Origin of the sequence: Shewanella sp. SM87 (assembly GCF_025653705.1) — a bacterium.
GTDB lineage: Bacteria > Pseudomonadota > Gammaproteobacteria > Enterobacterales > Shewanellaceae > Shewanella > Shewanella oncorhynchi.
The window spans coordinates 1-24,557 of record NZ_JAKKSC010000006.1 but is presented as its reverse complement, the minus strand read 5'-3'; the positions used below and the strand labels follow the sequence as shown (position 1 = coordinate 24,557).

Below are 24,557 nucleotides of genomic sequence, written 5' to 3'. Positions count from 1 at the left end.
ATGGCTGAACTACCACAAGTGGCATAGTCATAGAATGTAGACAACAACAATTTATCACCTGACGATTTGGTATCGCACTAAATTGGCATGGCAGTCTAAGCACCACTCAATCGTGCTTTCCTTGTCAATTTCTACACAGATATTTGCAAATCTTTACCTGTTAACGACACTTCCTTCGTCTACTGTCTTTGGCTAACTCTATATACTGTTGGAACAATTTCAGTTCCTTAGCAAGATGAATGCTTGCTGTCTTTAGCATTGATGGACACGACAATACCGATGAAAAAATCCTCAAAGCGTAAATTGCTGCTCGCGTTAAGCGGCTTAATCCTCCTGAGTGGCGGTGCTTATTTTATGTGGCATAAGCCTGAAACAGCACCTACCTATGTAACTGAAGCGGTGCGCCGTGGCGATATCGAAAACTCAGTACTTGCCAATGGCATGTTGCAGGCATCCAAACTGGTGAGTGTAGGCGCACAGGTATCGGGGCAAATCTTAAGTTTGCCGCTGGCACTGGGTGATGAAGTAAAGAAAGGCGATTTGATTGCTCAGATTGATAGCTTAGCGCAGCAGAATAATTTGAAGGATGCCCTCGCATCACTCAAGAGTATCAATGCTCAGTTCCGCGCCAAACAGGCGCAGATCCGCCAAGCTAAGTTGGAATTTAGCCGCCAGCAGCAAATGCTTGCCGATAAGGCCAGTTCTCGTGCCGATTATGAAGTGGCCGATGCTAATCTAACGGTTTATCAAGCCGAGCTTGAGCAATTAGAAGCGCAAAAACAACAGGCTGAGATTAACGTCGACAGTGCCAGAATCGATTTAGGTTATACCAAAATTACTGCGCCGATGGATGGCACTGTGGTGTATTCCGCGGTAGAAGTGGGGCAAACCGTTAACGCTAATCAAACAACACCGACCATAGTTGAAATGGCGCAGCTGGATACCATGACAGTTAAAGCGCAGATTTCCGAAGCCGATGTTGTCAATGTCCATCCGGGTCAAGCCGTGTATTTCACTGTCCTTGGAAAACCGAATCATCCCTACCGTGGCGTTTTGAGGGCGATTGAGCCTGGGCCGATTTCGATGGATGGCGACGATAGCAATATGAGCTCTAGCGACTCAGACGCTATTTATTACCATGGTCTGTTTGATGTAGAAAACCCTGACCGCACCTTGCGTATCGGCATGACGGCGCAGGTGTCCATAGTGTTAGCTAAGGCCGATGATGCGCTATTAGTGCCTGCGCAGATATTGCGTATAAAGCCGAGGGAGAAATCCGCGGTGCCAGAGGCTAAGTCTGTCGAGCGTAAAGCCCGCAGCGGCCCGCAATATCAAGTGCCTGTGTTAGTTGATAACCAAGTGCAATATGTGGATGTCACTGTGGGGATTAACAACAAAATCAATGCTGAAATCACCGCGGGTTTGAAGGAAGGCGATCAGGTTGTGCTTGGCATGCCGTCTTCCGATGATGGCAGCAGTAAATTACGTCGCTCACCTAGCGTGAGGTTTTAACAGTGACAACGGCATTACTTGAAATTTCAGGTTGTTATCGCACTTTTCAGGCGGGTGAGCAGCAACTCACTGTGCTGAAAGATGTGAACTTGTCGATTGGCCGTGGCGAGATGGTGGCGATAGTAGGTGCTTCTGGCTCGGGTAAATCGACCCTAATGAACATTCTTGGTTGTTTAGATAAGCCGTCAAAGGGCGCGTATTTTATTAACGGCCAAGATACCTCGACTATGGACGTTGATGAGTTAGCGCAGCTGCGCCGCGAGCACTTTGGTTTTATCTTTCAGCGTTATCATTTACTGGGCGATTTGACCGCCATAGGCAACGTCGAAGTACCTGCTGTGTATGCGGGTAAAGAACGCACGGTTCGTAAAGACAGGGCCGAGCATTTGTTAACGCGTTTAGGCCTTGGCGACAGGCTTGACCATAAACCCAATCAGCTCAGTGGCGGACAACAGCAGCGGGTCAGTGTGGCACGTGCTTTGATGAATGGCGGCGATGTGATCCTTGCCGATGAGCCGACGGGTGCGTTGGATAGTCACAGCGGCGAAGAAATGATGCAGTTGTTGCAGGAGCTGCACAGCGACGGTCATACCATCATTATCGTGACCCACGATATGCATGTGGCCCAATATGCCGACCGCATTATCGAAATCAAAGACGGCGTGATCATCAGCGATGAGCGCAGTCAGGATAAACAAACGGCTAAGCCACAAACTTCGACATCGCAAAGCTCAACGTTACAAAATACAGCGCCACAAAAGCCTAGCGGTGCAGTGGCAGCAAAAGACGGCTCTCGTGCGCGGGTGGCTTCGTGGGACAGATATGTCGAAGCGCTTAAAATGGCGCTGGTGGCGATGTCGACCCACAGGTTACGTACCTTCTTGACTATGCTCGGGATTATTATCGGTATCGCCTCAGTGGTTTCTGTGGTGGCCTTAGGTGAAGGCTCGCAGCAGGCCATTCTCAAAAGTATCAGTTCGATGGGGACTAACACGATTGATATTCGCCCCGGTTCTGGTTTTGGCGATAGACGCTCGGCGCGGGTGCGCACCTTAACCGCTACGGACGCCAATGCCCTTAAAAATCTGCCCTATGTTGATAGCGTGACGCCAAGCATTGGCTCTACTGCAACGGTTCGTTTTGGTAATAAAGCGGTATCGGCATCGGTGAATGGTGTGGGACCTGAGTTTTTCCGTGTAAGAGGGTACGAGTTAGCGCAGGGCCAATTTTGGGATGATGCCAGTGTCGCATCGCTCGCCCAAGATGCGGTGATTGATGACAACACCCGTAAGGAGCTTTTCCCTAACAGCGCTGCCGACAATAACTCGGCGATAGGGCAAGTGATTTTCCTTGGAGATTTACCCGTACGTATCATAGGTGTGACTCAACCCAAAGAAAGTGCTTTTGGTAACAGCGATGCGCTTAATGTATGGGTGCCTTACACCACAGTTTCTGGCCGTATGGTGGGTAAAAATTATTTGGATGGTATTACCGTTCGACTCGATGAAACTGTGCCGAGTAACGCGGCGGAGCAGGGCATTATCGCGCTGCTTAAGATGCGCCACGGCACGCAAGATTTCTTCACCATTAATACCGATACCATTAGGCAGAACATTGAAAAAACCACGGCAACCATGACCTTACTGATCTCGGCTATCGCGGTGATTTCCCTTGTCGTTGGCGGAATTGGGGTGATGAATATTATGTTAGTGTCTGTGACTGAGCGAACCCGTGAGATCGGTGTTCGTATGGCCGTGGGTGCGCGCCAGAACGATATTTTGCGCCAGTTCCTTATCGAAGCCATTTTAGTGTGTTTGTGTGGTGGCACCTTAGGCATCGCCTTGTCCTACTTAATTGGCGTGGTGTTTGCTCAAACGGGGGGCAGTTTCCAAATGATTTATTCCACCACCTCCATCGTTGCTGCCTTTGCCTGCTCGACCTTAATTGGTGTGCTATTTGGTTTCTTACCCGCCCGCAATGCGGCGCAGTTAGATCCCGTTGATGCACTAGCCAGAGAATAATAACACCATGAATACTAAACTATTTAATCAACCATTTTCGCCTCGTAGCTGCGCTATTGCTGTTTGTACGGCTTTGGGACCAGCTCTGTGCATAGCCCTGTTGAGTGGTTGTGGCAGTGTTATGCGTTCAGACTTTGAACCGCCCGCACTGGCTATTCCCGAACAGTGGCAAAACACCACAGTGAATGAGCAAGTGAGAGTTGATCCTTGGTGGCAGCAGTTTCATCAGCCCGAGCTCGATAAGCTGGTCAGCCAAGTATTGAGCACTAACAATGACTTAACCCTAGCGGCCTTAACGCTGCGTAAAGCACGCTTGCAGGCAGGGCTAACGCGGGATGATCTATACCCACAGTTATCGGCAAACCTTGACGCTTCCCGTAATCAGCCATTTGAGGGTGGCGATGCGACTAAGAGTTATCAAGCGAAATTGTCCGTGAGTTATGAGGTGGACTTGTGGGGCAAAGTGTCGGCCAATATCGACCAAGCTCAATGGGCTGCGCTGGCGAGCGCCGAAGATAGAGAAAGTACCACCCAAAGCCTAGTGGCGACCACCGCATCCTTGTATTGGCAGATAGGTTATTTAAATCAACGGATTGATTTAAGCCAAAAGAGTATCGAGTACAGTCAGCAAACGCTGGCATTAACCCAAAGGCAGTATGATTCTGGGGCCGTGACGCAAGTGAATGTGCTTGAAGCTCAGCGCAGTATGGCGGGACAAGAGGCTGCCCATAGCCAGCTTATTCAGCAATTAACTGTGGCTAAAAATGCCCTCGTGATATTACTGAATCAGGCACCTGCAGCTGTTCCTGCGCAGAGTTTAGCCTCAGGGGGAACTTGGGTTGAGATTAAGCAACTCCCCGACGTAGCAGTGCCGGACGTTAGCGTGGGTGTACCCGCAGATTTATTAGTGAGACGCCCAGATGTGAAGGCCTCCTTGTATCAACTGCGCTCCGCCTTGGCGAGTAAAGATGCGACCTATGCGAGTTATTTTCCAAGCCTGAGTTTAACCGGCGGTGTTGGGGAGTCGACCTCTGAGTTAAAAGAGTTGTTACGTAATCCCGTTGGCAGTTTAGGCGCAGGGCTAGTCTTGCCCTTTTTGCAGTGGAATCAAATGCAAATCAATAATGACATTGCCGATATCGATTATCAAACTGCAGTGGTGAATTATCGCAAGACGCTTTATTCCGCCTTTGAAGATGTCGATAACGCGATTTCGGCTAAGCAGCAATATCGTTATCAAGGGGAGAAGTTGGCACAGCAATTCAGTGCAGCGGCAGCCGTTGAAGCCATTTATGAGAGCCAGTACCGCAATGGCGCTATCGGTATTCAGAATTGGATTGATGCCCAAGAGAATCGTCGCAGCGCCGAGGCGGCTTTACTCGAGAATCGCTATAACCAACTCACCGCCCAAGCGACGCTTTATCAAGCCCTTGGCGGCAGCGATATTGCCCCGCCTTTGGCAAAGGAATAGCGCATTTTTGTAAAAGCATCACAGCGCGACAGAAAAATAAAAAACCGCTATTAATAGCGGTTTTTTGTTGGGCAAGTGCAAGTGTAGGCACTCGTGCTAGTGCCTTTGCGCTGCGTTTAGCCGTTAAGCCACATTAGCTGCGTAATATTTGCAGCGGCAGACTGAGCATATCATCGCCGGTTCCGGCTAAGTGCCAGATGATGCCGACTAAGGCGCCAACCGTGAGCAAATACCAAATAACCGAGAAGATTTGCCCGTATCTGTCTAATGGCAGCAAATGGCTTTGATGGCGAGTTCGCCACTCGAAGATGATTTCTAAGCTGCCGATCAACAACAAGAAGCCCAATAGCGCTAAGCCTAAGGTGTAGCTGATATACACTCCGAAAGCGGCACCGGCGGCGCAGGCGACCAGCCCCATGATGCTGTTCATCGAAAAACTAATGCTCTTTAAAATATGGCCGCCATCGAGTGGCAAAATAGGCAATAAATTAAATAGGTTAAGCAGCGCATTAAAGGCGGCAAGGCCAGCAAAAAACACATTGCCCGTTGCGTGGTAAGCAATCAAGGAAGCGATGGACATCAAGAGCCCAAAGGTCGGTCCCATGATAGAAATCACCACATCTTGCCAACGTGTATTAATTTTCTCATCGGAGAGCGCGAGTCCGCCCATAAAGGGAATAAGGTAAATCCCTTTGGTTTTCATCCCAAAATATTTCATTGCGCGAATATGGCCATATTCGTGGAATACCAAACAGGCGATAAGTGCGAGGGCGAATTGGAAGGAGAATAGCCAAGAGTAAGCGGCAACACTGGCGCCCGCTAACACTACCTTTATGACTTTAGCGCTTTTTAACAGCTTAAAGCCGAGGGAGGCGAGTCCTATCATGCTGATTTTTTGCTGCTTAACGATGGGCGTTTCTGGTGTTTGGCGTTCGATATCTTTCTCTGTCCGTCGCCCTTGGTCGATAATCTTGTCATCCATCAGCAAGCAGTAATCGAGGCGGAAAGGCTGCCAAACGAGATCGGTTTCGAGGCGAACTTGGATTTTAGCTTCTGTCATGGCGATGGCTTGCTCACCACTTTCTGTCACCAACGGGCTGCTGTGGTGGGTGAGCTCAAAGACATGGACTTTGAGGCCGCCATTATCGACGGAAGCTTCTTTTTGTGAGACTAAGGTGTTGTCCCAGTAGAGTTGTTGCCAGCCCGCGAGCGAGCCTTCTAAGCGCAGTTGTTTGCCTAAGCAGTCAATCTTAAGTAGTTCCAATTTCGGTTCCATCTGTTTGTATATTTAGTGCCAACTTAAACGTCATCTCTTGAGTCGACGCAGAAAACGGTTATTTTGGAGTGGATCTTAAGCGCTTTACCGTCTGGCTTAGCGCTGTTACACCGCGGCAAATTATGCCTGTGAATTGATTATGAGGATATTAGCTTTTAAGGTCATATTGTTTTTTATTGATTAACTGAGTTATTGATAGCCATTTATTATGGCTTATCATGTGCTTGCTGTTTATTCATCGAGGGTACGAACAATTTCGATGCCTTGGGCAATTGTCGTGAAAGCCAGTTTAGCGACACAACATTGTCCTAGTGCTTGGGCATGATTTTGAACCCATTTGATAAATTCATTGAGTGGCAAATCCTGTTTTTGGCGCAGTAATCGAGGTAATTCGCCAACAGGATCTTCATGGATTTTTTGTGGACAGGCACTGATAAGGTATCGCTGCCCTTTGGAGTCTAATAATTGATCGGTTTCGATGAAGTGATGCTGATAGAGACAGGCCAGTTCGAGCCAATCTCTTTGATGTTCTAGGTAAAGTAATTCGTCATTTTGAGTCAGTTTTACAATCGCTGGCCATTCAATACTCGACATCTTAACGCTAGTCATTTCAGATCCTTAGGAAGTTTAAAATGGGCTCTGAGGTATTCTCTGAGATCAATCGGCGGCAGTAGACAAGGATTAGGATTTAGCAAGAAGATGACTTGGCATACTGCTGCGTGTGTTTATCTGTGAGCAGTATGCCACGCTTGGAGAAGATAGATAGAGGCCAGAACGAGTTCAGAGTTTGGCTACCGAGCGAAAGCCGCCTCAGCACTGGCGTTAAGAACCCTAGTGAACCTTATGTGCTCGGTGCAGCTTTGGCCTTGGCGTTATAGTCAAAGTTAATCTCTTGATTAACATTGGCAATACAACAAGTGCCGTGTTCACGTGCCGTACGGTGATTTGCTGGACCTATATGCAGCTCAATGTTAAGGAATACGTGTTTAAGCACTTCGATACGGTATTTTTCGTAGTAGCCTTCGACTTCTTGTTTAAAGGTATCGAATTCAAGCTCTTCACGGGTACGTTCGTCCATGATGCGATTCTTCTCATCAAGCATCATCTTTATTTGCTCAATCATAACCGCGTCCGCTTGCCATTCTGACTTGGGGGGCAGTTTATTGAGGCGAGCCTCGATATCTAAACTGGCGACGACCATAGCTTTAACGCTCTCATCGAGTAACTTGAGATCTTGCTTGAGTTCAGCCTGTCCCATTGCGCAGTAAACGTCAGTTTTAGTCCCTGCCGTTGCACCTATGACAACCGCCGTGATGCCTTTTTCAGCGTGTGCGATTCCGCCAACCAGATCACCACGACGACCGCTAGGATCGCTGACCGTTAAACTGCCAGCGGTTTTGGTATTACTGTGCAGCAACTGTTTAGTGACTAAGATATTTCCTTTGGCAACTAATTGAGAATATTGCACAAATTGGGCGCTGATCTGCCCTTGAGAATAGATATTGGTAGAGTATTCATTGGCTTTAATCTGGCGGCCAATGATGCCTTTACTCACAGTGACATCGCCTTCCGCTTCAAGGGTGGCGGAGTCTACAAACCCCATCACGGTAATATCGCCTGAGCTTTTAACTATCATGCCCTCGTGGACATCACCTGTGATTAAAATACTGCCCTTGAAGGTGACATGGCCTGTACTGATGTCGACATCTTTAAGTTGCAGTACATCATCGACATTCATACCTGTACGGGTTTCGACGGGTTGCCCCGGCACTGTGGCGATCAGCTTATTGGGATCTCTGGGATGAAAAGCTGTGCCTGTACCTGCTTGAAGCACTGCATCCTTACCTGGTTTTTGTTTAAGGACTTCGCCCTTGATGTTGTAGCCTGGAGTGCCTTCGGTGGCTAAATGTTTAACCATCAAGAGATCATTGGCTTTAACAACGATCATTGCGCCTAAATTGCGCATATCGACACTGCCATCTTCGCGCTCTTGTGGCTGAAGCAAGCGTTCCCGCGCAAGGAATACTTTGCGTTCTAATACCGCATTGAGTCCATTAACAGGGGCTTTGCCTTGGGCTATTTCGCTTTGGCAGATTTCCCCTGGCTTGAGTGTGCTGAGTTGCTTTAGTAGAGCTTGAATTTTGAGTTTGCTTAGCCCCATGCAGACGTTGTTTTTTTTGAGATGAGTGAGGATCTCTGGCAAATCTATCTGTTTACCACCCCATGCTGCGGTAAGTTTAAGGCTGGCTTGCATTTTATCGGGACTAATCTCGATAGCTATGCTGCCATCGCGACGTTCGGCCAAAGTAGTATAGAGCTCAAATTTTCCATCGTCTTGATTACAAAGAGAGTTGATTTTAGCGACGGTTTTAGTAATGGCTGGCTCTAGCGGAAACAGGGCGGCGAATTCAGGTAAAGACAACAGGCGCATTATGTCTTCATGGGTGACTGGACCATGGACATTAGGGATCAGGCGCAATTCAGCTTTTGTCTTATCGCTGTTTAGCTCTATGAGTTCAGGGTCCAGCATAGGGGCATTCCTAGTAATTGCGTTTTATTCTTGTTAAGAAGCTGTTTTGAGTATAACAGTAGAAACTTAGGGTAAAGAAGCCTTTTTGGCTGCAAAATCAGCAAATGTTGTCATTTTGTTGTTAATGGTCTATGAGTGAATTTTAAAATAGTTTTTTATAAAAATTTGAGTCCTATAATCAGTGTTATCTCTGGTTTTATAGCAAAAATTACTGAATAAACCACAACTTATATTGATTTTAGGTTTAACCATTATTTTGATGTTTTAAATCGAATCCCTATGTTAGGAACGGCTGTTGAGTGACTATAAGTGAGGACTTGTCAGAATCGCTGGCATGCGGCAGATCACAATATTGAATTTTGTAACACGATGAAAGGGAGGTTTTATCTGAAAACAAACAGGGATTGGGATAAGAGTGAGTGGCTGAGTTGCCAATAACGCGCTTCAGCGAAAGCATCTGCGCGTTATTAATCAAACATCTATTTGTGCTGGAAGTAATACAACTTGTACTTGTTGTTGTCGGCAACCACTTTCAATTGGCCAAATTCGGCAGCGATAATATCGGAATAGGGCAGGTGGCGATTGGCGACTATTTGCCAAATACCATTATGTTGTAATTGCTTAGCGCTATCGGTAACAAAGTTCTGCGCTATGCTGGTGGTGCTGGCGAGGCCATCATGAAACGGCGGATTAGAGATAATGCCGTTAAATTTTCCTGTGGTTTGCGTGAGCCCATCGGATGGATACACTTTGGCTGTCATGCCATTGGCCGCGAGGGTGAGTTCGCAAGAAGCTAACGCCATGGCATTAATATCAACGCATTCTAGGGATAGGCTCGGTTGTGCTTTTAGTAGAGCTGCGGTGATTACGCCAGCGCCGCAACCAAAATCGAGCACTCGGCCCGAGAGTGTTGGTAGGTGTGACAATAATAATTCAGTGCCGAGATCTAACCGTTTTTCGCTAAATACCCCGACTAAATTACAGATACTGATCTCGCCTTGCGGCGTTGTGAGTTGATACTGACTGACCCAGTCGCTAAGTTTCATTGCCGGGGCGCTGCCCTCTAAATGGCTACCAAACAGCAGGCAGTGGCGGGCGTTATCGAGCTTCATTCCCGTCGCAAAATACTCAGGCAAGAGTTTAACTAAAGACTTAATCCCGCCTTTGTTTTCCCCAACGACTAATAGCTGGCCGTTAGGCACAAGATGGCTGGCGGCGAGGTTAAACAGATAGGGTGCGAGGGGTTTAGCTTTGGGGAAATAAACGATAACCGTATCGTACTTTTCTGGTTTAATTGGGTCTTGATGTGGCAGTTCGTGGCCGAAGTAGCAACGCAGTTTTGAATTCGCGTGCGGCGCTAAGTGTAAATAATGGTGATAATCCAAGGCGAGGGCATCGACCGAGGCCGCGACATCGAGCAGGGCTTTTGGCAGTAGATCGGCTTCATGATTGAGCACTAACACCTTATGTTGGCTTAGGCTGTCTTGATTACGAATAATGACTTGCGATGGATTAGTTAACACAGTTACAGGCACCTATAAACTTAAGTGTGGGCATTATACCCGTTATTCACGCCCGAGCCAGTTTGCATCGAATCACTGCGCTAAGACCTAATAAAATCCCTAATAAAAGACCCAATAAAAAAGGCAACTGCATTATGCGGTTGCCTTATGTGATTGCCTTTAATGAAAGGAATCGATTAACGCTTAGCTCTTAGGTTTCTTCGGTTTTGGCAATAAGCTGAAAATCTTATTGGCGATATCAGTATTGTCTTGATGGCCGTTAAACAGCTCAGATGCGGGACCTGCGGCAAACACTTGTACGTCTGTGCCTGTGTGACCGTCGGTTGTCCAACCTGTATCAGTTCGCTTATCAATAACATGGCGAATTGCAACCGCGATGGTTTCTAATCCCTGCATTCTGGCGACCGTTAATTTTGCGATTTCTTCTTCGTTGAGCTCAAAACCTAAACCGCGGGCGAGATCGGCCTGCCATTGTTCACCGCTGATGGCGGCCAAGGCTAATGTGTCGGTACTGGCTGAAATGTTGCGTAGGATTTCAGGGTTCCAGTTGTACTTTCCATCGACGCCAATCGATAGGCCGCCGGTGTTATGGTCGGCGGTGATCACCATCAGGGTATCAGGATGTTCACGCACGAATTGCTCAACCACTTCAATGGCATTGGAGAATTCATCCATTTCACCCATGGCTGTAGCTATGTCGTTATTGTGACCCGCCCAGTCGATGAGGCTTCCTTCGACTAACAGTACAAAACCTTGGTCATTCTGCGACAGTAAACGGAGCGCTTTTTGGGTTAAAGTGCTGAGTTTTTTCGCATCTTTTTCATCAATCGCCCAAGGTAATTGGACTTCGGCAAACAAGCCTAGCACTTTAGGTTGGGTGATGCTGGCGAGGTCTTCAAAACGAGTAATATGTTGATAACCCTTGGCTTTAAATTGCGCTAATAGTTCAGGGGTAAAGTATTTTTGACCACCGCCTAAGAATACATCGGCGTTGGTTTCTAGATAGCTGAGTGCTAAGGCGTCGTAGTTTTTACGGCTCTCATTGTGGGCTAAAAAGGCTGCAGGCGTGGCGTGGTTTATCTGGGATGTAACAGCCACACCTGTGCTGAGGCCAAGGGATTTGGCTTTTTCGAGTATGGTCGGCAGCGGTTGCTTTTGGGTATCGACCGAAATCGCCCCATTGTAAGATTTAACGCCAGTGGCGAGCGCAGTTGCTGCCGCGGCTGAGTCGGTAACATAACCACTGACACTGGCGGGATAAGTGCTCGCCATCCCTACAAGTAAACGGTCGAATACGGTTTGTTCGACTTCCTCTGTGTCAGGATTATCTTTGTAGTAACGGTAAGCGCTAGTGTAAGACGGTCCCATACCATCACCTATCATGATGACAATATTTTTGGGACGCGACGGTGCTTTCGTTGGACCTGTTTCTATGTTGGCCCAAGTCGGAGTCGATAGTAATAAACCTATGCCGAGTAACAAGAATGGCGCTTTGGTGAAACTCATATCACATCCCTAGAAAGTGGCTAGGCGCTTGTGATGTCAAAGCGCCTTAAATCAACAAACTCGTTGGTAAATTTTTATGCTTTGGTGTTAATGCGTGCTTCAATAGCATCCATTAACATGCCGGTGATGTCGACATCAAATGCTGCTTGGATCTCACGGATACAAGTTGGACTGGTTACGTTGATCTCAGTCAGCTTGTCACCAATGACATCGAGGCCGACAAAAATCAGTCCACGTTTTTTAAGTTCTGGACCAATGGCGCGGGCAATTGCCCAATCGCTGTCGGATAAAGGTTGAGCCACACCGCTTCCGCCTGCCGCTAAGTTACCACGGGTTTCGCCTTTCATTGGGATACGCGCCAAGGCGTAGGGCACAGGCTCACCATCGACCACTAAAATGCGTTTATCGCCTTTGGTTATCTCAGGGATAAAGGCTTGCGCCATGGCATATTGTTGGCCATAGCTGGTCAAGGTTTCTATGATGACCCCAAGGTTTGGGTCGTCCTGCTTCACGCGGAAAATCGAGGTGCCGCCCATACCATCAAGTGGCTTAAGAATAATATCGCCCTTCGCTTGGTGGAAAGCGCGGATACGTTTGGCATCACGGGTTACGATCGTTTCTGGCGTGAATTCGCTAAACCATGCGGTAAACAGTTTCTCGTTAGCATCACGTAAGCTTTGCGGCTTGTTAACGATCAACACGCCTTGTTCCTCGGCGCGTTCAAGCATGTAAGTTGCGTAGATAAACTCAGTATCGAATGGCGGGTCCTTACGCATTAAGATCACGTCGAGTTCGCTCATCGGCGTGTCTGTAGCTTCGCCGAGTTCAAACCATTTGCTCGCATCATTGAAAACAGTTAACGGACGCATATTGGCCATAGCCACACCGTTGACCATGGCAAGATCGGCCATTTCCATATAAAACAGCTGATAACCTCTTTCCTGCGCGGCCATTAACATGGCAAAACTGGAGTCTTTCTTAATGTTGATCTCACTGATGGGGTCCATCACTATGCCGAGTTTTATCATTAATCTGTTCCTTATTTGTCGCCGTTTGCAGGCAAAAAAGCATTTATTGGATAATGGGGGGCCATACCACCGCAGTGTGCGGTTGTGGACGGTCTAGCCTAAATCACCAAATCTGAGTTGCAGTGCCGTAATGGCGGTGAGCGAGGCGGTTTCGGTGCGTAGCACTCTGGGGCCAAGCAACACATCGGTAAACTGATAGGTTTCTGTCATGGCGATTTCTTCCGCCGACAAACCGCCTTCAGGGCCAATTAATAGTCGCACGCGGGTATGGGCTAAATCTAAGCCATTGATACCGTGTGCGGCACGTGGATGCAAATTGAGTTTAAGCGCCGAGGTCGGCTCACTGCACCAATCGTGCAAGTCCATCGCTGGGCGAACCATGGGCACTTGGCTGCGTCCCGATTGCTCACAGGCGCTCACGACGATCTTCTGCCATTGCTGAATTTTTTTCTCTAGGCGTTCACCGTTGAGTTTCACACCGCAGCGATCTGAAAACAGCGGCGTAATCGTATTCACGCCAAGCTCGACCGATTTTTGAATGGTGAACTCCATTCTATCGCCACGGGAAATCACTTGGCCTAAGTGCAAGTTGAGTGGCGACTCAGATAAATTGGCCTCACAGGAAAGCAGTTTTACTGTGACATGCTTCTTACCTGCATCGACAATTTCAGCAAGATAATCATTGCCATCGCCATTAAATAGACTGATATGTTCGCCGTTGCCCATGCGTAGCACCTTGCCGATATGGGCCGCGCCATCTTCGTCTAAGTTCAACTGTTGATTGATGGCTAATGGCTGAGGTTGATAAATTCTTGGGACTCTCATTGTCGACCTTATTCGGCTAATTGTTGACGCTGTGGTGGCGCATTACAGGCATTCTGCACAAAGGGGTTATGGTTACCTTGGGTTTGCGCTATGGCGTTATCACGTTTGCACTCAATAGTATCAACTGGATAGGTTTTATCCCATGCCTTAAATAATTTTAATTGGCTAGAGGCGATTTTAAGACCATAGGTCTGCTGCATATAGAGGTAGGTTCTGGCTATCTTACCGCGGGTATTCGCGGGAGGTTGTGCTTGACGATTCTTAAAGTCGACTACCATAGCACATTGGCCATATTGGTCAGCCTTACCGTTCCATTGGCTAAATCGGAAGTTGCTGCGATCGCCATTGACCTCACCAATTGCGGGTACCAAATTATGCATGTCCGATTCCATTTTATTAAATTCATTACTGTTATCGGTACAGTTTTTACGGCCGCCCTTTTGCCAGCATTGGAGTTGATGGCCAAATTCCCAGGCGGGGACTATGTGTTCCCACTCGATACGGTTGGCGCGTGTTTCCTGTTTACGGACTTGATAACCACAGCTGGCGAGATCGGGTTTCCACGATTTGCCTTTGATCTGAATTTCACAGCCACAGTAAAAGCTGACTGCGGGCAGAGTACCTTGGCGACTGCCTGCGTAGAGCGCCTGTGACTTGGTTTTCGCTTGGCTGAAACTGCTGGGATGTGACACTGAGGCACTTGCGGGCACAGATAAGGTCGCCGCCCAAGTGATTAGGCACAACAAAAGTCGCCGTGAATTAACGGTTAAAGAAGCTATGTTCAAAATTTATCCCAAAATAACAAACACTACGCGAGCCTTTGGCTCGTCTTTTATGGCGTGATGGTAAGGGAAATATCGCTGTTTATGCAAATTGAGTCGTACTTAGGTGGGAGTTTTGTTTGCTGAAAGTCGCTAGATCGCAGTTAAATGGGTCTTACAGCGTTTACAGATATAACGACTTTCACCGCGCAGCACCTTGTTATGGCGGCGAATACTCAGTCGAATTGGTCCACAGGCGCAGCGATACTCAACATCGCGACTCGTAACTGAAGTGGTATTAAAGCTATGTGTGGTACTCGGATTGACCTTAAATACCGTTAACATCAAAGATTGCCATTCTTTACCGTGGGGCTTGGTTTTGCCAAAAAGCTGAAAACACAGTAAATGACAAATTTCGTGGGGGACGACCTCAGTCAGAAATGCCTCGCTGTTTTCGCGTAGCAATACAGGATTGAATCGCAAGCGATTCTGTTGCAGATGAGCCGTACCCGCACTCTTACCCCTTAGACTAAATTGAGTGACTGGGCGTGAAAAAGTGCGCTTAAGCGATATCTCGGCCTCTTGATAACAGGCTTCAATTCGCTCTAGTACTTGAATTTGTAGTGACGAGAGTGGGCGTGATGAACCGGTGAAAATATGTGCTTGAGCCGGATCTTGTAATGGTGGACTCGTTATCCCCTGCGACTTATCTTGGCTTTGGCCTAAGGCTGCGTACGTCGATTTTGTCAGCGGGGCAAGTGCTTCACTGCTGCGACGGCGTAAGGCATTGAGTAAGTCAGCGGGTTTCAGCATAGGGTTAGCGTTGGATCTCGTCGGTTAAAGATAAAATTGAGTGCTTAAAACTTATCGGTGATTAAGCCTGCCTAAGCGTTCGCATCATAGCGAACGCTATCTGACAATGCCAGTTTCAGCCTGTTTCAGGAAATGTGACTTGGCTATAAACTCGCCGCCGCTTGCATCACCATAGTGCGTACTTGCTCGACTATCGCTTGCTCTGTTTCGGCATCATAGCCTTTCACTCTTGGGGTGTGAATGTGGCCGACCTTGGCATGGCTATTAAACTTTTGCTGCAAGACTATGGCGCGATAGGAGATTTCATTAGAGAGATAACCGCCGCCAGAACCTTCGACTGAGGTTTCGTTTTGCAGTTCGTTTAATGACGTCGCGCTAAATTCACCGCGGGCAAGGGTAGTGACAGTATGGTTATCATTGACTTTCCATTGACCATCTTTGACTTGCATAGCCGAAACAGGCAGTGAAAATTCCACAAATTCGGGGCCGATAAAATCTTTACCATTAAGCTTTGGGGCAACCGGTGCGGTTTTAGTGCCGCCAGTGAGTACGTTTTGGTTATCGGGCGCCGCTGCACTGCGATTTCGCCCTGGGAAACGTTCAATATCAAAATCAGTTCGGCCCATGCTAACGGTGAACACAAATTGGGTTTTGGGATCGCGATAAATCGGGCTCAATAGCGACTCGATAAGCCCTTGGTCAAAATCTTCAAAACGCACTGGCACCATAGCGGTTTCTATTTGCGCCGTTTTCCCATTAATATCAAAGCGAAAACCATCCAAGGCGAGGGCGACTAGACCTGAAGGATTACTCTGGGTGATATCTTTGTCGAGGAAGAAAGGATCGAAACCCGTGAGGAATATTTTGATTTGGACATCATCACCATATTGAATATCGCTAAAACCCCGTGAGGCCTTTTCAACTGCACTCATTAATATATCTTGTTGCCAATCGGCCATTTTAAAGTTGGCGCTGGTGGTTTTTAGACTATTAAGCATGGCAAGGCGAGCCCAGTATAAAGGTCGGTCGTCAAAATGCCCTGACTGCACATCGCGGACAGCTTGTTGCCATAATCTGTGTCCTTGGCGCGCCGCTAATTGGGTGGCGTCAACTTCGTTTTTCTTTGAGCTCAGCTGAGCCAGACCATCGTCAAGTGCTTGATAGCGAGTTACTACGTCGCCTATGGTTTTTTCGGCTGCTGGTAGGCGGGAAACTTCAACGTCACCAAATAACTGCACGGCACTGGCTGTAGTCATTAAGCTGGTGGTGAGGATGAGTGTTAACACTGGCTTTAACATGTTTGGCTTCCCTGTAGTGATTAGACGTTATTCATTGGAAATAATAATTATTTTTTTCGTACGGATAGGCTCTTATGCCAAAAAGTATGCACTACAAGCTGAGGGTAATAAAGTTAAGCTCAGTGATCTTCGTCATCTTATGTCAATATCTTCTATCACAAATCATATGGCGCTAGCATTAATCCATCTGCAACAGTGCAATAGGGTCTAGTTTGCCTTTTTTTTGCCACAATTGGTCAGCAGTTTGCTAGGGCTTGCCAAAACCCTAAGTGATAGCCTTAATCACTTTTTTAGTTCATTGGATTGGTTGTTTTTCTACAAGGAGACTTTATGCGTTTGTTCACCATATCGGCTGTGCTGGTGATGTCGTCTATTTTAGTGTCGTCAAGCTTAGTGGCGCCGACTTTTGCATCTACTACAGCTAAGGAGTGGCAAGAAACCCGCAGTTGGGATGCCAGTTTTACTCAGCACCAAACTAAAGGCGTAGTGGTGTTATGGAATGAAAACAAGCAACAGGGATTCACTAATAATCTTAAACGTGCCAATCAAGGTTTTTTACCTGCATCGACGTTTAAAATTCCTAACAGTTTGATCGCGCTAGAGCTTGGCGTGGTAAAGGATGAGCATCAAGTCTTTAAGTGGGATGGTAAAAGTCGAGATATCGCAACTTGGAATCGTGATCATAACCTTATTACTGCAATGAAGTATTCGGTTGTGCCTGTCTACCAAGAGTTTGCTCGCCAAATTGGTGAGGCGCGTATGTCGAAGATGATCGCCTCGTTTGATTATGGTAATGAGGATATTTCGGGAAATTTGGATAGCTTTTGGTTAGATGGTGGCATACGAATTTCGGCTACGGAGCAAATCGATTTCCTACGTAAGCTTTATCACAACAAGATACACGCTTCTGAGCGCAGTTTACGTATTGTTAAGCAAGCCATGCTTACTGAAGCGAATTCTGATTATATTATCCGTGCGAAAACCGGTTTTGCAGTCAGAGCAGAACCAAGCATTGGCTGGTGGGTAGGTTGGGTTGAACTCGATGATAATGTATGGTTTTTTGCGATGAATATGGATATTCCCGACGCGGCAGGTTTACCATTGCGTCAAGCCATTACTAAGGAAATCTTAAAACGGGAACGCGTTATTCCTTAGCCCATGCTAGGTCGCGTAAGCATAGCGTATCTAAACCTTGCGAGAATTGCGTATGAAGCGACCTACTTGGCTGACATCAATCGTGATACTGAAAGCCTAGACTCAGATCTAGGCTTTTTTATTGGGCTTTCTTGAAACAGGCTTCCTTGATACGACGGGAAACGTTAACCCATTAGGGATTGCAGGCTTTCTTGGCTGCTGAAGCGTTTTACAAAGAAGTCTAAGAAGACACTGATGTTGGTGGCCAGTTGGCGTCGGCTCGAATAAACCCCATAAACCTTAAAAGGTTCAATCGGCCACTCCTGTAGAATAGGTACTAGCTGTCCATTGGCGAGTTCTGTCTTACAGGCTGAATTGGATAACATGGCGATGCCAAAATCATCTATGGCTAATTGCTTCACCATTATCGGGCTGTTGACCCTCACTTTACGCTGAAAGTTCGCCATGGTTTTACGTGAACCTTTACCCAATGGCCAAATTGGTGCTGAGCGAGAAGTCCCCAATAAAATCCCACTGTGCAGGCTGAGTTCCTTTGGGGTCGCGGGTGTGCCTTTGAGTTTTAAGTATGCAGGGCTTGCCACCAAAATTGGCTGGCGTTCAAACAGTAATCTTGCGACTAAGTCCGACGATTGAAGTGGACCATATTTGATGGCTATGTCATATCCTTCACCGACTAAACCAATATCGTTGTCGGTAAACTGGACATCCAATTCAACATTGGGATATAAACGCATAAATCCGCTACAGAGGTTAGCGATAAGTTCTTGGCTAAATGACACTGGGATTGCAATGCGTAATGATCCTGACACATCATCGTGAGTATTCTCGATAACTGCCTTGGCCGCTTCTACCTCATTGCGAATCGAATCACAGTGTTGATAAAAGAGTGCCCCGATTTGGGTCAAACTCAAATTACGGGTGTCGCGCTGTAGTAATCGCACGCCAAGTTGTTCTTCTAGCTGCGCGATTTTGCGACTTATGGTGGATTTTGGGTGGCCGGTTTCACGTGCAGCTTGGGAGAATCCCTTCGCTCTAACTACGGCTGCAAATAGCATCATACCGTTTAAATCTGGCATGTTATTCCCACTGTCTCATATTTGGAACAAAGCGTCCTATGCAGTTTAATGGCATTTGACGGGATAACAAAGTTATATTTATTGGCTAAAAATTTTCAGAGGCTAAGCAGAGGATCTTTTGATGACCAGCAATAATCAGCCCAAACACATGACTCAAGCCCAAACGCCCGATCCGCTTTTTTTACAGGCCGAGCATTTGGCAAAAGATTTTTCTCTGTTTCCTAAGCACAGTAAACAGAGTTTATCGGAAGAAATTAAAGGTCTTTTAAATGAGGATGCTATTCAAGCAAACTTAAAAGACTTGGCATCTTTAGATGTCGACGGTTACGTTGCTAAAGTGATCCAGCCGACCCAAGATAAAGGTCGTCCTGGTGCAAAACGTATTATTGCCGATCTTAAAGGTCGTTTGATTACGGAAACTCACTTGGGCTCTTTTTACAGTGCTGAGGTCGAGCTGAACTTTGGTTCACGCACTCGTCGTATTGGCTTTATTGCCCAAGAACGCACTACCGCTAACGGTGCTTGGATGCCTGAGCATCATTACGCCGCTTGTAAAGCAATTCGTCATTTCGCCGAATTGTCTATGCCTATTATCTATTTAATTGATACCCCAGGGGCGGATGCTGGCGAAATCGCTAACAGCCAAAACCAAGCGCATTCAATTTCTAAAGCCATCGCAGAAAGTGCCAACGTTGACGTACCGACAGTCGGTATCGTAATTGGTGCTGGTTATTCTGGTGGCGCAATTCCATTAGCGGCGGCGAACATTCTGTTGTCGTTGCGTGACGGTATTTTCAACACGATCCAGCCACAAGGTCTGCAAAGTATTGCCCGTAAGTACAACTTATCTTGGCAAGAATGTGCGAAATCTGTGGGTGTATCACCAGAAGAGCTTTATACCTCAGGTTGTATCGACGGTATCATCGACTTTTCACCAGGCGATCGCGACGAGCGTCAGCACAATCTGCGCCGCGCTATTATTAGCAGCGTAGAAGCGGTTGAGCGTGCAGCGATGAATTTTGTGCGTGAATCTAAAGATTTACGTGAGCATTATGATCGCAGTTTAACTCGTTTCCTTAATCCATCTAAAAACTTGATGGCTTTGGAACTGAACGCAGAATTGGCTGTGGCAACGAGCCCAACCAGTCACCATAACTTGTTCGGTAGCGCCTATCGCTATCTGCGTTATTTAACGCTACGTAGCCGTATCCATTCTATTTCTCAAGAGCAATATGGCCGTCTGTCACGTGCTAGCGTGCCAGAAGGTGATCTGTTGGCACGTATTCAACAGGAACAAGACCGTGTGTTCCAAGCTTGGTTGTCTAACCCTGACAAGCTAGTTTATGACGAAGATTTGAATAAATTGTGGACTAACTTTGTCGCTAAACGTGACGAAGTCTCTACCGAGCGTAACATGCTGACACGTTTGATTTTGGGTGAGCCAAAAGAGAACTATAAAAAAGCACGTAAGGCGTTGTTATTCAACATTAGCTGGTCTTTGTATCATCGCTGGAAGAGCAATGCGGCTAACAACTTTAAAGGGCTGATTCAGCACTTAGAAAGTTTGCCAAAGTCTGTGACTCAAGCTAAATGGCCTGAGCTGAATCAGCTGACTGTGCTTGATGTGGTGGTAAATGAAGAACTGCGTGAAGACTTTATTTGGCAATGCCATAACATTCTGATCTTTAATGCCTTGTATGACAACGTTGTGGGCAGCTTAGCGTCAATCGCTAAAGAAGCCATGATGTCGAAGAGTTTGTCACGTAACTCAGTGAACAACCTGTTGCACAAGTCAATTGACCATGCATTGTCGACGCAAGATACCTCGAACGACAAAGCTAAGTTCTATAAGTGGCTCAAGTATTTTATGGGTCAATCGAACCGCGCCGATTTGTTGGTGCGAGTAGAGCAGTGGAAGAGTGTGGGTTTCCCACAACTTAACGACAGTCTATTCGTGGTACTGACTTACTTCTTCGAGCGTTTACTGCCTGAGTATTTCGATAGTGAAAGCGATACCAGCAAGTACACTGGTGCGATCAACCCTGTACGTATCGGTCGTCGTAAGGACTTCTGGAACCGCTTGACCATGGGTTATCAAGATCTATTGATCCAAAAAGTGCTACGTGACGAAAAACGTAAAGGCAACATGACTTGGGAAAATGTGGTGAAGCAGTTCTTTACCCATTTCGAAGAGATCAACGGCGACAAAATGTCGGCTAACTTGCTCAACTTCCCAGGCTTCCGTTTATCGATTGAAGACGCATTAGATAAAGGCATTCGCCCATGTGGTTTGATCACAGGTATTGCTGACTTTAAAGAAAAAGGTCAAAAAGTGCGTGTGGGTGTGGCAGTGTCTAACACCGCATTCCAAGCGGGTGCATTCGATATGGCCAGTGCTGAGAAATTCTCTGCACTATTAATCGAGTGTGCTAAGCGTAAATTACCCGTTGTGTGCTTTATCAGTTCAGGCGGTATGCAGACTAAAGAAGGCGCCGCGGCGCTATTCTCTATGGCTGTGGTGAACGATCGTATCACGCGCTTTATTCGTGATAACGAATTGCCAGTACTGATGTTTGGTTTTGGTGACTGTACTGGTGGTGCGCAGGCGAGTTTTGTGACTCACCCATTGGTGCAAACTTACTATCTGTCTGGTACTAACATGCCGTTCGCAGGTCAAATGGTGGTGCCAGCTTACTTACCATCAACGGCAACGCTGTCTAACTACTTGTCAAAAGTACCTGGCGCAATGGCGGGCTTAGTCCATAACCCATTCAGCGACAATTTAGACTCTCAGTTAGCGGGTATCGATCCTCTGATGCCAATGCCTTCGGCAAAAATTAACGACGTGATCATCAATGCACTGTCGACCTTAGTGGTTGAAGCTACTGTTGAAGAAGAAGTGATCGTGCAGAACGATCCACGTAAGTTAATGAAGCCAATTAACAAAGTATTGGTTCACGCCCGTGGTTGTACTGCGGTGAAACTTATTCGCAAGGCGCATGACAATAATATCAATGTGGTATTAGTGGCGTCGGATCCTGATATGACGTCAGTCCCCGCGGATATGCTTAAAGAAACTGACAAGTTAGTTTGTCTTGGTGGTAACACCTCGGACGAAAGTTACTTGAACGCATACTCAGTGCTGAAAGTGGCCGAATATGAACAGGTTGATGCATTGCATCCAGGTATCGGTTTCCTATCAGAAAGCCCGCAGTTTGCTGCATTGTGTGTGAATAACGGTGTTAACTTCGTCGGTCCTAGCGTGCATTCAATGACGACTATGGGTAACAAGTCGAACGCAATTAAGACATCGCAAGCGCAAAACGTACCTGTTGTTCCTGGTTCGCACGGTATTCTGACCAATGCTGAACAAGCCGTAAACGTGGCGAGCGAAATCGGCTATCCAGTACTGCTTAAAGCGGTACAAGGTGGTGGCGGTAAAGGTATTCAGGTTGTAAAACGTCCTGAAGACATGATTGGTTTATTCCAAAAAACCGCAACTGAAGCGGCCGCCGCCTTCGGTAATGGTGACTTGTACTTAGAGAAGTATGTGACATCACTACGTCACATCGAAGTGCAGTTGCTGCGTGATAAGTTCGGCAACGCGAAAGTATTAGGTTTGCGTGACTGTTCGGTTCAACGTAACAATCAAAAAGTGGTCGAAGAATCTGGCTCAACTATGCTGCCGGATGAGCTGAAGCGACAAGTGCTGGCTTATACCCGTGCCTTAGGCGACGCGACCGATTACATGGGCGCAGGTACCGTTGAGTTCATCTATAACTTAGATGCAAACGAAGTCTACTTCATGGAAATGAACACGCGTCTGCAGGTTGAGCATCCAGTTACGGAAGCGACTTCAGGTATTGATATCGTTAGCGCGCAGTTTGATATTGCTGCTGGCCGTTCGATTGCAGCGTTAGAACCGAAAGAAATTGGTTATGCGATGGAAGTACGTGTGACGGCTGAGAAAGCGGCGCTCGATAGCCATGGCATACTGCAGCTGATTCCTAATCCGGGCAAGATCACTGAGTGTGTGTTCCCAGATCATCCCGATGTGGAAATCATTTCGATTGCTGCGCCAGGTAAAGAAGTATCGCCATACTACGATAGCTTGATTGCGCAAATCATCATGCGTGGTGAAAACCGTGAGGATGTGATTGCCAAACTGTACGAATACTTAGACAGTGTAGTGCTGAAAGGCATCGCGACTAACATTCCGTTGCTCAAGCTGATCTTGAAAGATGGTACTTTCAACGAAGGTGTTTACGATACTAACTATCTGCCACGCTTAATGGCCGAGCTCGATATTCCTGCGTTGATCGCAGAAATGGAAGCTGCCGCTGAAACTGTGGAAGTAGACACTGAGTCACTGCGTGTTGGCGAAAGTAACGAACTGAAAGTGTTAGCCCAAGGCGCAGGTATCTTCTATACCTCTTCTGCACCGGGTGAAGCGGATTTTGTGAAAGAAGGTGACATAGTCACGGTCGATCAAACACTAGCACTAACAGAAGCGATGAAGATGTTCTCGCAAGTGACCTTAGCCGGCTTTAACCGTCAGAGTGCGATTCTGTACCCTGAAGATAAGAAGTATCGTATCGAGCGCATCCTGAACAGCAATGGTCAGCAAGTGTCTCAAGGCGACTTACTGTTCGTGGTCTCGCCTGTTGAAGAATAAGTTCAGCGTTTAACGCCATAGCTGAATGAGAAAATACCCGCCATTGGCGGGTATTTTTTTGCTTCTAAATTATTGCCACTAAATTTTCTGTCACTAAATATAGGTAAGCGAACATGCCACTCTTAATGTGCATGACGTCTTTGATAAATCAACTTAGCTTTAATAGATAAGCTCATCGCTAACAAGTGGCCAATATCAGCTTTGTGCAATACGGCCTGTATCTCTGATTAAGTCGGCAAAGAGTTTCTTTAATCTATCGTTCGCCCATTTATTAGAACAAGCTGCATCAAGAACCCACCTCTGGCCTCGAGAATCAACGGAATCTCCGTGCTTTATTCGTAGTAATAGAGGTTCATCAAACCTCATTTTAAGTTGAAACTGAGTCTAAAATGAGCGGGGTGTGGATAACTTTGGGGGTAAGTGGTGGGTATGGTGTGGCTAGATTAGATAATTAGAATTAACTGCAAATTTCCTTAAAATAGGGGTTGCACAAAATCCTCTGCTGCCTATAATGCGCATCCACTGACACGGCAGACAGCGTTAAGCAGCCTGATGTGACAGTTCATCGATGAGTTTACTGATTGATGAGTGTTGAGAAAGTTTGCAAAAACTCCTTGACGCGAAACGGGAAATGCGTAGAATACGCAGCCCTAGCCAACTGGAAGCGTTCGACGCTCAGTGTGGTACTCAAGTTCTCTTACGAATATTGAGTTGCTCTTTAACAAGATAAAACAAGAAATCTGTGTGGACACTCACAGGTGTTGAGTTAATCGAAACTGCTTAACCTTCGGGTTGGCAGTCAAAAATTTAAATCAATGTAACAATGAGTGTTCATAGTAATATGTACAGTTTGTTTCTTTAGTTAGAAACAAAAAATCAGAATTCATTGAGCCGCTGAAGTCGCAAGACGGAAGCAACAAAACTTTAATTGAAGAGTTTGATCATGGCTCAGATTGAACGCTGGCGGCAGGCCTAACACATGCAAGTCGAGCGGCAGCACAAGGGAGTTTACTCCTGAGGTGGCGAGCGGCGGACGGGTGAGTAATGCCTAGGGATCTGCCCAGTCGAGGGGGATAACAGTTGGAAA

The 24,557-nt window shown here is 46.9% G+C and carries 16 protein-coding genes and 1 rRNA gene; 6 read left to right on the top strand and 11 right to left on the bottom strand.

Features of this window, described 5'->3' with window-relative positions:
* Nucleotides 1-279: 279 nt before the first annotated feature.
* From L5M11_RS06340 to L5M11_RS06330, 3 genes are read left to right on the top strand one after another with little or no spacing between them, the layout of a single operon-like run.
* Nucleotides 280-1,512: an efflux RND transporter periplasmic adaptor subunit gene (locus L5M11_RS06340; protein ID WP_263164845.1), complete on the top strand. Its 1,233-nt coding sequence runs from the start codon at nucleotides 280-282 to the stop codon at nucleotides 1,510-1,512.
* 2 nt (nucleotides 1,513-1,514) lie between these two features.
* Entirely contained in the window at nucleotides 1,515-3,533 is a 2,019-nt protein-coding gene (locus tag L5M11_RS06335) for a MacB family efflux pump subunit (protein WP_263191671.1), read from the top strand.
* A 7-nt stretch (nucleotides 3,534-3,540) separates the two neighbouring features.
* On the top strand, nucleotides 3,541-5,004 hold the full coding sequence (locus L5M11_RS06330; RefSeq protein WP_263191670.1) for an efflux transporter outer membrane subunit: 1,464 nt from the start codon (nucleotides 3,541-3,543) through the stop codon (nucleotides 5,002-5,004).
* 133 nt (nucleotides 5,005-5,137) lie between these two features.
* Here the strand turns inward: L5M11_RS06330 and L5M11_RS06325 are convergent, their stop codons facing one another.
* From L5M11_RS06325 to L5M11_RS06280, 10 genes are all read right to left on the bottom strand, one after another.
* Nucleotides 5,138-6,280 carry a site-2 protease family protein gene (locus tag L5M11_RS06325; protein WP_173913176.1) on the bottom strand — a complete coding sequence of 381 codons (1,143 nt, stop codon included), beginning with the start codon at nucleotides 6,278-6,280 and terminating at the stop codon, nucleotides 5,138-5,140.
* Between the two features lie 231 nt (nucleotides 6,281-6,511).
* A complete protein-coding gene (locus tag L5M11_RS06320) occupies nucleotides 6,512-6,889 on the bottom strand; it encodes a DUF4144 family protein (protein WP_028759298.1) in 378 nt (125 codons plus the stop codon).
* Between the two features lie 232 nt (nucleotides 6,890-7,121).
* Entirely contained in the window at nucleotides 7,122-8,810 is a 1,689-nt protein-coding gene (locus L5M11_RS06315; RefSeq protein WP_263191669.1) for a DUF342 domain-containing protein, read from the bottom strand.
* Nucleotides 8,811-9,289: 479 nt separating this feature from the next.
* Nucleotides 9,290-10,333 (bottom strand): methyltransferase, encoded by a 1,044-nt coding sequence (locus L5M11_RS06310; protein WP_105251493.1) that lies wholly within the window; start codon nucleotides 10,331-10,333, stop codon nucleotides 9,290-9,292.
* A gap of 183 nt (nucleotides 10,334-10,516) precedes the next feature.
* Nucleotides 10,517-11,839 carry an alkaline phosphatase gene (locus L5M11_RS06305; RefSeq protein WP_168826800.1) on the bottom strand — a complete coding sequence of 441 codons (1,323 nt, stop codon included), beginning with the start codon at nucleotides 11,837-11,839 and terminating at the stop codon, nucleotides 10,517-10,519.
* A gap of 74 nt (nucleotides 11,840-11,913) precedes the next feature.
* Nucleotides 11,914-12,867, bottom strand: coding sequence for a glutathione synthase (gene gshB, locus L5M11_RS06300; protein WP_168826802.1), 954 nt, complete (start codon nucleotides 12,865-12,867; stop codon nucleotides 11,914-11,916).
* 93 nt (nucleotides 12,868-12,960) lie between these two features.
* Entirely contained in the window at nucleotides 12,961-13,692 is a 732-nt protein-coding gene (gene rsmE, locus L5M11_RS06295) for a 16S rRNA (uracil(1498)-N(3))-methyltransferase (RefSeq protein WP_113941550.1), read from the bottom strand.
* Between the two features lie 8 nt (nucleotides 13,693-13,700).
* Nucleotides 13,701-14,477: an endonuclease EndA gene (gene endA, locus L5M11_RS06290; protein WP_411569154.1), complete on the bottom strand. Its 777-nt coding sequence runs from the start codon at nucleotides 14,475-14,477 to the stop codon at nucleotides 13,701-13,703.
* Nucleotides 14,478-14,606: 129 nt separating this feature from the next.
* A complete protein-coding gene (locus L5M11_RS06285; RefSeq protein ID WP_263191666.1) occupies nucleotides 14,607-15,266 on the bottom strand; it encodes a SprT family zinc-dependent metalloprotease in 660 nt (219 codons plus the stop codon).
* A gap of 143 nt (nucleotides 15,267-15,409) precedes the next feature.
* Nucleotides 15,410-16,564 (bottom strand): hypothetical protein, encoded by a 1,155-nt coding sequence (locus tag L5M11_RS06280; RefSeq protein ID WP_263191664.1) that lies wholly within the window; start codon nucleotides 16,562-16,564, stop codon nucleotides 15,410-15,412.
* A gap of 330 nt (nucleotides 16,565-16,894) precedes the next feature.
* On the opposite strand from L5M11_RS06280, the gene blaOXA reads away from it, so the two are divergent.
* Nucleotides 16,895-17,719 carry a class D beta-lactamase gene (blaOXA, locus tag L5M11_RS06275; protein WP_263191662.1) on the top strand — a complete coding sequence of 275 codons (825 nt, stop codon included), beginning with the start codon at nucleotides 16,895-16,897 and terminating at the stop codon, nucleotides 17,717-17,719.
* A gap of 164 nt (nucleotides 17,720-17,883) precedes the next feature.
* Here blaOXA and L5M11_RS06270 read toward each other — a convergent pair whose 3' ends face one another.
* Nucleotides 17,884-18,795: a LysR family transcriptional regulator gene (locus L5M11_RS06270; protein ID WP_105251501.1), complete on the bottom strand. Its 912-nt coding sequence runs from the start codon at nucleotides 18,793-18,795 to the stop codon at nucleotides 17,884-17,886.
* 121 nt (nucleotides 18,796-18,916) lie between these two features.
* Here L5M11_RS06270 and L5M11_RS06265 point away from each other — a divergent pair, with 121 nt between their 5' ends.
* Together L5M11_RS06265 and L5M11_RS06260 are read left to right on the top strand one after the other, a co-directional pair.
* A complete protein-coding gene (locus L5M11_RS06265) occupies nucleotides 18,917-23,470 on the top strand; it encodes a biotin carboxylase N-terminal domain-containing protein (RefSeq protein WP_105251502.1) in 4,554 nt (1,517 codons plus the stop codon).
* A gap of 925 nt (nucleotides 23,471-24,395) precedes the next feature.
* Nucleotides 24,396-24,557 (top strand): 16S ribosomal RNA (locus L5M11_RS06260); the annotation flags it as partial.

Bases quoted from the DNA above. Each gene is read 5' to 3' on its own strand.
- L5M11_RS06340 (WP_263164845.1), top strand. From the start codon at position 280: ATGAAAAAATCCTCAAAGCGTAAATTGCTGCTCGCGTTAAGCGGCTTA.
- L5M11_RS06330 (WP_263191670.1), top strand. From the start codon at position 3,541: ATGAATACTAAACTATTTAATCAACCATTTTCGCCTCGTAGCTGCGCT.
- L5M11_RS06325 (WP_173913176.1), bottom strand. From the start codon at position 6,280: ATGGAACCGAAATTGGAACTACTTAAGATTGACTGCTTAGGCAAACAA.
- L5M11_RS06320 (WP_028759298.1), bottom strand. From the start codon at position 6,889: ATGACTAGCGTTAAGATGTCGAGTATTGAATGGCCAGCGATTGTAAAA.
- L5M11_RS06315 (WP_263191669.1), bottom strand. From the start codon at position 8,810: ATGCTGGACCCTGAACTCATAGAGCTAAACAGCGATAAGACAAAAGCT.
- L5M11_RS06305 (WP_168826800.1), bottom strand. From the start codon at position 11,839: ATGAGTTTCACCAAAGCGCCATTCTTGTTACTCGGCATAGGTTTATTA.
- gshB (WP_168826802.1), bottom strand. From the start codon at position 12,867: ATGATAAAACTCGGCATAGTGATGGACCCCATCAGTGAGATCAACATT.
- rsmE (WP_113941550.1), bottom strand. From the start codon at position 13,692: ATGAGAGTCCCAAGAATTTATCAACCTCAGCCATTAGCCATCAATCAA.
- L5M11_RS06285 (WP_263191666.1), bottom strand. From the start codon at position 15,266: ATGCTGAAACCCGCTGACTTACTCAATGCCTTACGCCGTCGCAGCAGT.
- L5M11_RS06280 (WP_263191664.1), bottom strand. From the start codon at position 16,564: ATGTTAAAGCCAGTGTTAACACTCATCCTCACCACCAGCTTAATGACT.
- blaOXA (WP_263191662.1), top strand. From the start codon at position 16,895: ATGCGTTTGTTCACCATATCGGCTGTGCTGGTGATGTCGTCTATTTTA.
- L5M11_RS06270 (WP_105251501.1), bottom strand. From the start codon at position 18,795: ATGCCAGATTTAAACGGTATGATGCTATTTGCAGCCGTAGTTAGAGCG.
- L5M11_RS06265 (WP_105251502.1), top strand. From the start codon at position 18,917: ATGACCAGCAATAATCAGCCCAAACACATGACTCAAGCCCAAACGCCC.